We start from the raw sequence: 11,516 nt of genomic DNA, 5'->3' as shown, positions 1-11,516 counted from the left end.
GCTTTGATTGGCGTCTTTGCTCCGTGATGCCAGGCGCCGAAGCTCTTGCGACGAATAATCCTGCCTGATCCGAACCGAGACTGTCATGGGCGAATTTCCTTCGCCCCATGGAATCAGTAATTCCCTGAAGAAGGAATCCAAAACGAGTCACAAATAATCCCCGTTGGTATTAGGGACTATGGCGGAGCACGTGGCGTGCAAGACCAAGGCTTGATCCTGTCCGCCCTTCTTCGACCCCAGACGGGATACTACTCGGATGTCATCGAGGAAGCAGCAGCTCTTTGGGAAAGCTTGACGATGAACCACGGCTTTATCGACGGGAACAACTGCGTCGCCTTTGCTTCGGTGATCCTTTTTCTCCAGGCCAACCAAGTTCTCCCCGAAGGAGAAGAAGAAGACTGGATTAAGTTCATCTACCGCAATATCGAGGCAGCCACATTCCGCAAGAATGTGCTGGACAAATGGCTTCGTGAGCATACATCGCCGATGCCGTCAGACGACCATAAATCGTAGCCGACCTGAGGTGCCTGGCCTTGCGCTGCCCTGTGGGCGTGATCCGCCTGGGTGGATGACGTCGCGCTGACGCTTAGCGCGGTAGGCCGGAAAATGTACGAGCCAAGACGAAGGCGAAGACCCAGCCGAGGATTACCAGCTCAGCGACGATGATCGGATTGTTCAGGCTATCGCGCAGCAGCCATAGCAGGACGCCTCCGAGCAGCCAGTTCATGCCGCCCCAGGCGACGTTGCGCCGGGGTGTATCGAGCCTGGGCGGGCCGCCGACGAAAGGCGTCGGGAAGGTGCGGCCCATGGTACCCGAGACGAAATGAGGAATGCCGTTGACCAGAAATAGTGGCGCGAAGACCGCGACCAGATAGTGCCACCATTCAGTCATCGAAATTCTCCTATTCGGCGGCAGGCACTCCCCGCTTGACGAAGCCGTCGGGGTCATTGGCGGTGCGCAGCAACTGCTCCTCGGCCTCGGTCGCCTCGCGCTGGCGGTTCCACATCTGGGCGTAGAGCCCGTCCTGCTGCAACAGTGCGATATGATTGCCGCGCTCGGCGACTACACCTTCGCGTAGTACCAGGATCTCGTCGGCATTGACGACCGTCGAGAGGCGATGGGCAATGACGACGGTAGTGCGGTTTTGCGAAACCACATCGAGAGCCGACTGGATGTCGCGCTCGGTCTTTGTATCAAGCGCCGACGTCGCCTCGTCGAGGATGAGGATGGACGGCGCCTTGAGGATGGTGCGGGCGATGGCGACGCGCTGCTTCTCGCCGCCGGAGAGTTTGAGGCCACGCTCGCCGACGGGCGTCTCATAGGCTTTTGGCAGGGTTTCGATGAATGGACCCACCTGAGCCATGGCGGCCGCGGCGCGGACATCCTCGTGGCTGGCGCCGGGGCGGCCATATTCGATATTGTAGCCGATGCTGTCGTTGAACAGCACCGTGTCCTGCGGGACCATGCCGATGGACGAGCGCAGGCTTTCCTGGGTCACATCGCGCAGGTCCTGCCCATCAATGGTGATCGAGCCGCCTGAGACATCGTAAAACCGATACAACAAGCGCGAAATGGTCGACTTGCCGGCGCCGGTGGGGCCGACGATGGCCACTGTCTTGCCGGCTGGAACCTCGAAGCTGACGCCCTTGAGAATGGGGCGATCGGGGTCATAGTGGAAGGTAACATTGTCGAAGCGGATGACTGGGCCGGTGATGTCGAGTGACTTCGCGTCGGGCTTGTCTTGCACCTCGGCCTTCTGGTCGAGCAGCTTGAACATTTCCTCGATGTCGGTGAGACCCTGGCGCAGTTCACGATAGACGAAACCGATGAAATTGAGGGGCCGGTAGATCTGCATCAGGAATGTGTTGAGCAGGACGAAGTCACCCAGCGTCAATGTCTGGTTCATTACGCCCATCACCGCCATGATCGAGATGATCAGGAAGCCGGCATAAAAGATGATGGCTTGGCCCAAATTTAGGAAGCCAAGCGAGGTCCAGATGCGAATGGCGGAGCGCTCATAGCCGGCCATGGAGACATCGTAGCGTTCGGCCTCCATCTTCTCGTTGGCGAAGTATTTGACCGTCTCGTAATTGAGCAGGCTGTCGATAGCCTTGCCATTGGCATCAGTGTCGGAATTGTTCATGTCGCGGCGGATAGTGATACGCCAGTTCGACGCCTTGATGGTGAAGTAGAGGTAGCCCCAGATCATCACCACCAGCACGCCGAGATAGCTGAAGCCAAACATCCAGACGAAGATGACGGCCGTGATGATGAATTCAACTATGGTCGGGACAATGTTGAGCATGGCGAAACGAACGACCGTTTCGATACCCTTGGTGCCGCGCTCGATGACGCGGCTGAGGCCGCCGGTGCGCCGCGCCAAGTGAAAGCGCAATGACAGGCGATGCAGGTGATGGAAGGTCTGCAGCGCCAGCTTGCGCACCGCATGCTGGCCAACGCTGGCAAACAGCACGTCGCGCAATTGCTGGAAGGCGGCGTCGATGACGTTGCCCAGCGCATACGCGATAACCAGAACGATAGGGACGGCGAGGCCGAGGATGAGCTGGCCATTGGGTGCGGTGCCGTCGAGGCTGTCGATGATGCCTTTATAGACGAAGGGGATAAGCGTGGTAGCGACCTTGCTAAGCAGCAGCGCGCCAATTGCCAACATAACACGCATGCGCAGATCGGCCCGATCGGCGGGCCACATATAGGGCCACAGATTGCGAACCGTAGTGAATAGGGAACCCTCGTCCGCGCTAACGGACGGTTTCTGCTCGGTGCTGTCGCTCGACATTAGGCGGGTTCCGCTTCCAGGCTGGAAAGAGCAGGCGAGAAGCCAGCGATCATGCCGGAATAGGCGCTGCCGAGCGCAGCGAGCCGGTCATGCTGGACAATGTAGCAATTGCGCGTGCCGCGTGGCTTGCGCTCGATGAGGCCTGCGTCGAGCAGCACCTTGATATGCTGTGAGACGGTGGACTGGGCCAGCGTCAATTCGTCGGTCACGTCAGCGCAGCAGCACTCGCCGCGCTCCTGTTTGGCCAGGATGCGCAGGATGTTGAGCCGCACAGGGTGGCCCATCGCTCGCATGGTGTTGGCAATATCGTCGTCGTGCATGGCTTCGCCGGGTTTGATCGTCATTTACCGATAAAATGGGGGCTGGCGATGAAATAATCAATGGCCTGCCGCTGGTCATACTCATATTCAGCCGATGTCCCCCTGCAAACGCAGGGTTTCTGCGCTTCCGGTGCTCGCGTACGGACGTAGGCTGCGCTCCGGTTCTCGAAACCTGGCATTTTTGTCGCAGCCTGGGCTGACTCTGAGCATGACCATATTGCCACGCTAACAGTATTTAGTTCGGCAGTTCGAACACCTGGCCGGGGTAAATCCGGTCGGGGTCGCGGATTTGGCCGGTGTTGGCTTCGTAGATCGTGGTGTAGCGGATGCCCTCGCCATAGACACGGCGGGCGATGGTCCAGAGGTTGTCGCCGCGGCGGATGATGGCCTTGCCCGAGGCGAAGCGCTCGGAATCAGGGCCACCGACTGAGACGGCGACCAGAGTGGGCACAGGTTCGGTTGCGGGCGTATCGGCAGCGGTCGGCGCACTGGCGGCTTCTGTGGTCGAAGCGGTGGCCGGTGTCTCGGTGGATGCCGCAGAGGCGGCCGGTGCAATAGCCGGTGCCGGGTCCGCTTCTGCGACGGCGGTCGGCGCGGTATCGGCGGGGAGTTCGACTTCGAAATTGACTTCGGCGCGAGCGGCGACTTCTGCATTGCCGGCCTCCAGCATGTCGATACGGACACGTTGGTTGGGCTTGGTCAGCACATTGCTGCCTTCGATGAGCCAGCGGCCGTCCTCGACAATTGAATCAGCGATAAAGCTGTCATCGACATAGAGCCGGATGGTGGCGCCCTCGGACCCAGCGCCGGCAAAGAAGGTGCGATCGCCTTCGATTTCGATGGCGTCGATGGTGGGCGCGATGGCGATGGCCACAGGAGCGGCGGGTGCCGTTTGGGCGGTCGGCGCGGGGTCAACCGCGGCGACTGCTGGTGCAGCGGGAGCGGGGGTTGGGACGGCGGTGGGAGTTGCCGGTGTAATAGCCGGGGCCGCTGGTGGCGTTACAATGGGAGCCGTCGCCGTTGTGGATGGCGTCGCAGCGGGCTGGGGCGGTGTTGTCGCAGGCGGTGTTGAAGTAGGAGCTGTCGACGTGGCCGCTGGTGCGGAGGGTGGCGGTGCTTCCGGGATTGGCGCGGCAGGTGGAGTCTGGGCTGCGGTGACCGCAGGAGCCGCGGGCTTTGGAGCAGGAGGGGCGACAGGCGCGGGCGTCGCTGCTGGCGTCGGTGTTGCCGTGGCGGTCGATGCAGGCGCTGGCGGTGTCACGGGGTCGGCAGCTGCCATCTGCGTCGCGGTATCGATGGCGGGGCGGTCGAGGCCCTGTAGCACTTCGCTGGCGGTGCCGGGCGTGCTGGCGACGACCAGGGGCTCGGTGGATTTGTCGTCGTTGATAACCACGACGAAGGACTGGGCAGCGCGGCCGGGCTTGCCGGCTTCGGCCAGAGTGATTTCAGTGCCACCGGGAACTATTGGCGCATCGGGGACGAAGACCCAATCGCCGCTCGGCTCGACCGTGGCGGTGCCGAGCAGGTTGTCATCCGAATAGATCTCTATCTCGCTGCCTGGCGTTCCGCTGCCGGCGATAACGACACGTCCATCGGGCTCGGCACGCAATAAGCCGAACGTGGCCGCGATCAGCCCCTCGGGCGCTTTGGCAGCGGGGGCTGGAGGCGTCACGTCCAGGGCTGGGTTGCCGACGGCAGTGTCTGCCTCAGGTGCTGGCGAAACAATGGCGACCGGCTCTGCAGCAGGGGTTGCAGCGTCCGTGGAAGCCACGGCCTGGCGCGGCAGAATGCCGGCGTCGGTCATTTTGCCGCCCAGGCAGGCGCCCATGCCGTCTTCAGAGTTGAAGCAGGACACGACCGAGGGACCGGCGAGCACCCCGATGATCACGGCGAGGGTAACCGCTGCCGCACCGAGAGTGAGCGCAAGAGGTTTCTTGGGAGCGGTTTCGGCCAGTTTGTCCTCCAGGACCATTGTGGCAGTCCTTGCGGAAGCTGCCGGGTTAGTTCGTTCCCTGCGCCGTCTCGGTTTTCAACAGCTTGTAGGTGATTGATTCATACAGAGCTTCAAACGACGCATCAATGATGTTGGGAGAAACGCCGATGGTGTACCAGCGCTCGCCGGTGCCATCGCGGCTTTCTACCAGTACCCGGGTGACCGCGCCCGTGCCGCCGTCCAGAATACGAACCTTGAAGTCGACCAGTTCGAGGTCTTCGATGCGCGACGAATACTTGCCCAAGTCCTTGCGTAGCGCCAAATCCAGAGCGTTTATCGGACCGTTGCCTTCGGCGACCGACATCAGCAGTTCGCCGGCGACGCGGATTTTCACCACGGCTTCGGTGACGGTGACTTCCTCGCCTTGGGCATTGTGGCGGCGCTCGACGCTGGCCCGGTAGTTCTCGACAAGGAAGTATTCGGGCAAGGTGCCCAGCACTTCATGGGCGAGAACCGCAAAGGATGCGTCGGCACCGTCGTAGGAATAGCCACGCGATTCGCGGTCTTTGACCGTGGCAAGGAGCCGTTCAAGCTGCGGATCGTCCTTGGACAGCTTGATGCCGTGCCGGGCCAGCGCGGTCAGCAGGTTGGACTTGCCGGCCTGCTGGCTGACCATGATGGACCGCTCGTTGCCGACGCTTTCAGGCGGGACGTGCTCGTAGGAGGAGAAATCCTTGAGCAGGGCCGAGGCATGGATGCCTGCCTTGGTGGCGAAGGCGGAGCGACCGACATAGGGCGCCTGCCGCAGCGGGGCGCGATTGAGGCGGTCATCGAAAGCGCGTGAGATTTGCGTGATGCGTTCGAGATGAGCCGCGTCGATGCCGGTTTCGAAGCGCTCAGCATAATAGGGCTTCAAAACCAGGGTGGGGATAAGTGTGACGAGATTGGCGTTGCCGCAGCGCTCGCCGATGCCGTTGAGCGTGCCCTGGATCTGCCGAACGCCCGCCTCGACGGCGGCCAACGTGTTGGCGACGGCTTGGCCGGTGTCGTCGTGGGCATGAATTCCGAGGTGCGAACCGGGCGCTATTGCTAGCACACTGTTAACAATGAGCGTCACTTCGGACGGCATTGTGCCACCGTTGGTGTCGCATAGCACCACCCAGCGGGCGCCGGCATCGAGCGCGGTCTTGACGCAGGACAGGGCGTAATCGGGGTTGGCCTTGAAGCCGTCGAAGAAGTGCTCGCAGTCGACCAGCGCTTCCTTGCCGGAGGCGACGGCGGCGGCGACGGTGTCACGCAGATTGCCGAGGTTTTCGTCGAGGGTGATTTCGAGCGCGACCTTGACTTGGTTGTCCCAGGTCTTGGCGACGAAGCACACGGCCTCGGCGGCGGAATTGAGCAGGGCCTGTACGCCGGGATCATTGGCAGCGGAGCGCCCTGCCCGCTTGGTCATGCCGAAGGCGGTGAACTTTGCCGTCTTGGTACGCTTCTGTTCAAAGAACTCGGTATCGACCGGGTTGGCGCCGGGATAGCCGCCTTCGATGTAGTCGACACCAAGTTCTTCGAGCAGGCGGGCAATGGAAATCTTGTCCTCGAGCGAGAACTCGATACCAGCCGTCTGGGCCCCGTCACGCAGGGTGGTGTCGAACAGATAGAGAGGTTCTTTGGACATTGGTTTACTTTGTTGTGTTGCTATTGCCCAGGCCAACCGCAGGGTCGGGCCAGCGACTGGTATCGTGGTCGGGGTGCTGTTGATTGGTGGATTTGATGGCTGAGGCCCATGCCTCGTCATCTTCTGATTTGGTGCCGGTTTCGCCCTCGTCCTTTAGACCGGGCAGCGTATCGAACCAGGGCACCCGTGCTTCGTTGCCGTCGTTGCTGTGAGGCGGGAAAAGCTCAGGGTGATCGAGGGAGCCGATGGTGAAATTGACCCGATCGCCAGTGACGTTTTCATAGAACAGCGGCGTGCCGCAATCGCGGCAGAAGCCACGGTCGACGCGTTCGGAGCTACGAAAACGCGCCGGGGTACCGCGGGTCCATGTGATGACTTCGCGGGGCGCGGCAACCAGCGCGGCGAAGATATTGCCGACGGCCTTCTGGCACATGCGACAGTGGCAGATGTGGGCGTTGTCCAGCATTTCGGTGGCGTGATAGCGCACGGCGCCGCATTGGCAGCCGCCGCTGACTTCCATGGTGTAGCGGTGCATCAGCGGTCGTCCTTCGGCGGCCAGTCATTGGTGTCGTGATCGGGGTGCTGGTTGGAATGGATGCCGGCCATGAAGCTGCTCCACTCGTCGCTCTCTTCGGTACGTATCGGCAGATCGGTCAAGCCGTCGAAGAAAGGCTGTTTGTCGGCCAGGTTGACCTGGATGACGGGTGCAGCGAGCGTGGGTTCATCGAAGGCACCGATGGCGAGTTCGAGGCCGAAGCGGGTTTCGTAAGCCAAGGGCGTACCGCACTCGCCGCAGAAGGCGCGGCGGGCGGCATTGGAGGATTGGAACCACTTGGGTTCGCCTCGGGTCCAATGCGCATTATGGGCAGTGACCAGCGGACCGAAAAAGCCACCGAACGCCTTCTGGCACATGCGGCAATGGCAGATCGAACCGCGGCCTAGGCGGGTGACGCTGAAACGCACCGCACCGCACTGGCAGCCGCCGGTGTGTGCATCACTCCGGGGCATGGCACACGGCCTCAACATTATGCCCGTCGGGGTCGTAGACGAAAGCAGCATAATAGTTGGGATGATACTGCGGGCGCAGGCCGGGAGCGCCGTTGTCCTTGCCGCCGGCTGCGATAGCCGCAGCATAAAAGGCATCGACTTCGGCGCGGTTTTTCGCGGCGAAAGCCAGATGGACATGATCGCGCAGGGCAGCACCGGAATTTATCCAGAATTGCGGCTGGTCGGCGCCATAGCCAATGCCCTGCCCGCCGGGAAACTCGTAACCGCTGAGGCGCTTGATGCCGAACGGCGCCAATGCTGCATCATAGAAGGAGGACGACTTTTCGAAGTCGCCGACTGAATAGCCGAGGTGATCAAAAATGCTCATCGTTTCATCTCCCATTTGGTCTGGCGCTCGCCGGCTTCGTCCTTGTAGTCCATCAGGGCGATGCCTTGTTCGGCTAGTGCGTTGCGGATGGTGTCGGCTTTGGCGAAATCTTTGCTGTTGAGGGCGGCAAGGCGGTCGGCGATGGCGGCTGCGATGTGGGGTGGGGCTTCCCAGCCATCCTCGGAGGTCAGCAGGCTGTCGAGCCCAAAGCCGAGGAAACGAAGGGTGGAGGCGAGGCAGTGTTTGGCATTGCCCTCGTCGCGATTGGCTTTCTTGGCGATGAAATCAAGGGCGACGCTGGCGCGGTGGAAGTTGAGGTCGTCGGTCAGTTCCTTGACCACGGAGGCGTCGGGGTCGTCGCCTTCGGCGAGCTCGGCACCGCGGGCGGCGCGTTGCCAGTCGCGCAGCTTGGACTCCGCTTCTTCGAGACGGCTGACCGAGAAATCGATCGGCTCGCGATAGTGGGTCATCAGCATGGCGAGGCGCAGCACGTCGCCGATCCAGGCGCGGCCGCCCATGGCGCCGGTTTCGAGCAGTTCGTTGATGGTGACGAAATTGCCCAGACTCTTGCTCATCTTCTGGCCTTCGACCTGAAGGAAGCCATTGTGCATCCAGACATTGGCCATGGCGTGGGTGCCGTGAGCGCAGCGGGACTGCGCAATTTCGTTTTCGTGGTGCGGGAAGATCAGGTCAAGGCCGCCGCCGTGAATGTCGAAGGTCTGGCCGAGATAGCGTTCCGACATGGCGGAGCATTCGATGTGCCAGCCGGGGCGACCGCGGCCCCACGGACTGTCCCAGCCGGGCTCGGATGCGGATGACTGCTTCCAGAGCACGAAATCGGCGGGATTTTTCTTGTGGGCTTCGACGGCAATGCGGGCACCCGCGAGATTGTCGTCGAGGTTGCGGCCGGAAAGCTGGCCGTATTCGGGCATGGATTTGACGTCGAACAGTACTTCGCCTGACGCGTTGTAGGCGTGTTTTTTGGCGATGAGATCGCTGATCAACGTCTGCATCTGCTCGATGTTATCGGTGGCGCGCGGCTGGATGGTGGGTTCGAGCGAGCCCAGCGCCGACGCATCTGACAGGAATTGTTTCTCGGTCTTTTCGGTGACGCGGCGGATCGCCTCGTTCAGCGGCAGGTCAGGGAAATCGCGCAGAGCGCGGGCGTTGATCTTGTCATCGACGTCGGTGATGTTGCGCACATAGGTGACGTGGTCGACGCCATAGGTGTGGCGCAGCAGGCGGAACAGCAGGTCGAAGACGATGACCGGGCGGGCATTGCCGATATGGGCGAAGTCATAGACCGTCGGGCCGCAGACATACATGCGCACATTGTTCGCATCGATGGGGGCAAAGGCCTCCTTGGTGCGAGTGAGCGTATTGTAGAGCGCGAGCGTGGTCATATGGTCCGTCCCTGGCCATGCAGAAGTGTGCTGGCGAACGGCTCTTCGGGTATCAGATTATTGGATGAAGAAGACCGGCCGCCAACGAGTGGTTAGCAGGTAATAATGCAGCGGTGAATGATGCAGGTCTTCATGGCTGCGAGATTGGCCGCAGCGACAGCGGAAAGCAAGCCGAAAACAAAAAAGGCGGTCCCGATGGACCGCCAATCGCTTTGGAGGCGAACTTAATTCAGGAGCGGAACTGCTGGTGGCAGGCGCCACAGGTTCCACCGATGGCCTGGAGAGCGGCGGCGTAGCCTGCTGTATCGCCAGCTTGGGCTGCGACAAGGCCGGCGGCTGCAGCGTCTTCACCGGTCTTGGCAATGGCGACGAATTTTTCCCAGTTTTCCCAAATTGCAGGGAGGGCTTCACTATCGCCGACGATCGATCCTTCGGGGAAAAGAGCCGGAATATGGGAGTAGTTGTCCTTGAGCGTTTGCATAGCCATGACAGCTTCGGAGCCGGTGAGCGGCCCGGCCGAGCGCAAAATGCCACCGTCCTGCTTCATCAGAGCCTTGCGTGTAGCCACCGCTTCTTCGGGAGTTGCGGGGGCTACGAAAGCATCTTGCGCCATGACGGCCACGACACCGAACGTCATCAGGCCAGCGATGGCCATGGCGGCAATTTTCTTGATCGACATGGGTGCACCCTCAACGCGCGAAAGTCATCGTGGGCAGAGTGGCATGGGTGCGTGACGGTCCCAACGCCAACACGGGAATGTTATTAGATTGGGTTTGGTGACTCGCATCACCCCACCCTCATTCCCTCCCATTCAGGACGGAGGCGCCAGCTCAAACGCCAGTGTTCATCGTTTCCCGCCCACCGGTGGGGAGAGATCAAGGGGGTGTTTAGGCACGACAAATCAGGCCAGTACGACCTTTTGGGTGATGTCGCCGAAGACGGATTTTTCGGGTGACATGGCGCCGATGCGGACGACGTCGCCGGGCTTGAGGAAGGGCGTCCGGGCGCGGCCGTATTTGAGTTTTTCGACGGTGCGGGCCTCGGCGATACAGGCAAAACCGATACCATCGGGCTTAATAGGAAGGCTCTCGTCATGCCGATTGGAGACGGTTCCGCCGCCGACAATCGTGCCACAGCCGAGGGAGCGGGTGCGGGCAGCTTCGACGATCAGGTCGGCAAAGTCGAAATGCATATCAGCACCGGCATTTGGCTGGCCGTAGAGCGTGCCATTGACCTCGATGCGCAGGGGAAGATGCAGGCGATTGCCGCGCCACGCGGTGCCAAGACTGGTGGGCGTCGCGACGATGGGTGCGAAGCTGGTGGAGGGCTTGGCATGGAAGAAGCCGAAGCCGTTCTGCAGGTCATCGACGACGAGGCGGCGCAGCGAGACGTCGTTGCAGACGGTGACAAGGCGGATGGCGGCGGCGGCCTGTTCGCGGGTGGCTCCCATGGGGACGGCGGAGATGATGACGGCCACTTCGGCCTCGAAGTCGATGGCGAGATCGGGGTCGGTTACGCGGATGGCATCGGTGGGGGCGGAGAGCGAATCAGAGCCGCCCTGATAGAGCAGCGGACGGGTCGATTGCAGCTCTTCGTCCTTGCTGCCCTTAAGGGTGCGTACGCGCTCGAGGTGGCTGAGATAGCCGGCACCATCGATCCACTGATAGGCACGCGGCAGGGGCGCAAGAGCAAGGTCTGCGTCGAAGGGTTGGCCGGCAATGGCGCCCGCATCTAGCTGGGCCGCGAGGGCGGAAAGGGCCGGTTCGTGGGCCTGCCAGTCGTCGAGGGCGGCCTGCAAAGTGGGGGCGATACGACCGGCGGAAACATAGCGCGACAGGTCATTGGCGAGGACGACAAGCTGACCATCAGGACGGCCATTGCGGAGCGTTGCGAGTTTCATCTGGGCACAATCTCGAACATGTGTGGCCTTGCAGCGCTACCACGGGGTGAACGACGCGACTATAGTGTTGCCAACGGTCCTAGCGTTGTCTTAAGGCCCGTGAAACGGCGCGCGG

At 61.6% G+C, this 11,516-nt stretch carries 12 protein-coding genes; 1 reads left to right on the top strand and 11 read right to left on the bottom strand.

Annotated elements, in window-relative coordinates; genetic code table 11:
* The first annotated feature begins 210 nt into the window (after positions 1 to 210).
* Entirely contained in the window at positions 211 to 513 is a 303-nt protein-coding gene (locus tag WH91_RS23095; protein WP_244542339.1) for a Fic family protein, read from the top strand.
* 73 nt (positions 514 to 586) lie between these two features.
* Here the strand turns inward: WH91_RS23095 and WH91_RS03905 are convergent, their stop codons facing one another.
* The 11 genes from WH91_RS03905 to WH91_RS03855 form a co-directional block, all read right to left on the bottom strand.
* Positions 587 to 892, bottom strand: coding sequence for a hypothetical protein (locus WH91_RS03905; RefSeq protein WP_046169708.1), 306 nt, complete (start codon positions 890 to 892; stop codon positions 587 to 589).
* A 10-nt stretch (positions 893 to 902) separates the two neighbouring features.
* A complete protein-coding gene (locus WH91_RS03900; RefSeq protein WP_046169707.1) occupies positions 903 to 2,798 on the bottom strand; it encodes an ABCB family ABC transporter ATP-binding protein/permease in 1,896 nt (631 codons plus the stop codon).
* Complete coding sequence (locus WH91_RS03895; RefSeq protein ID WP_046169706.1) at positions 2,798 to 3,142, bottom strand: ArsR/SmtB family transcription factor; 345 nt, start codon at positions 3,140 to 3,142, stop codon at positions 2,798 to 2,800. The genes WH91_RS03900 and WH91_RS03895 overlap by 1 nt, the downstream gene beginning before the upstream one ends.
* 211 nt (positions 3,143 to 3,353) lie before the next feature.
* A complete protein-coding gene (locus WH91_RS22400; protein WP_052952576.1) occupies positions 3,354 to 5,090 on the bottom strand; it encodes a LysM peptidoglycan-binding domain-containing protein in 1,737 nt (578 codons plus the stop codon).
* A gap of 28 nt (positions 5,091 to 5,118) precedes the next feature.
* A complete protein-coding gene (gene cimA, locus WH91_RS03885; protein WP_046169705.1) occupies positions 5,119 to 6,723 on the bottom strand; it encodes a citramalate synthase in 1,605 nt (534 codons plus the stop codon).
* 4 nt (positions 6,724 to 6,727) lie between these two features.
* Complete coding sequence (locus WH91_RS03880) at positions 6,728 to 7,258, bottom strand: GFA family protein (protein WP_046169704.1); 531 nt, start codon at positions 7,256 to 7,258, stop codon at positions 6,728 to 6,730.
* On the bottom strand, positions 7,258 to 7,731 hold the full coding sequence (locus WH91_RS03875; RefSeq protein WP_046169703.1) for a GFA family protein: 474 nt from the start codon (positions 7,729 to 7,731) through the stop codon (positions 7,258 to 7,260). The genes WH91_RS03880 and WH91_RS03875 overlap by 1 nt, the downstream gene beginning before the upstream one ends.
* Complete coding sequence (locus WH91_RS03870; RefSeq protein WP_046169715.1) at positions 7,718 to 8,092, bottom strand: VOC family protein; 375 nt, start codon at positions 8,090 to 8,092, stop codon at positions 7,718 to 7,720. Before WH91_RS03870 ends, WH91_RS03875 begins: the two co-directional genes overlap by 14 nt.
* A 2-nt stretch (positions 8,093 to 8,094) precedes the next feature.
* The gene (cysS, locus tag WH91_RS03865) at positions 8,095 to 9,501 is read right to left on the bottom strand and encodes a cysteine--tRNA ligase (RefSeq protein WP_046169702.1); all 1,407 of its coding nucleotides are present in this window, start codon (positions 9,499 to 9,501) and stop codon (positions 8,095 to 8,097) included.
* Positions 9,502 to 9,730: 229 nt separating this feature from the next.
* Positions 9,731 to 10,180: a c-type cytochrome gene (locus WH91_RS22395; protein ID WP_052952575.1), complete on the bottom strand. Its 450-nt coding sequence runs from the start codon at positions 10,178 to 10,180 to the stop codon at positions 9,731 to 9,733.
* A gap of 222 nt (positions 10,181 to 10,402) precedes the next feature.
* Positions 10,403 to 11,401, bottom strand: coding sequence for a fumarylacetoacetate hydrolase family protein (locus WH91_RS03855; protein ID WP_046169701.1), 999 nt, complete (start codon positions 11,399 to 11,401; stop codon positions 10,403 to 10,405).
* Positions 11,402 to 11,516 lie beyond the last annotated feature (115 nt).

Source organism: Devosia psychrophila, from assembly GCF_000971275.1.
GTDB classification, from domain to species: Bacteria; Pseudomonadota; Alphaproteobacteria; order Rhizobiales; family Devosiaceae; genus Devosia; species Devosia psychrophila.
Note: the sequence above shows the minus strand (reverse complement) of the source record. Positions and strands in the feature narration are given on the sequence as shown.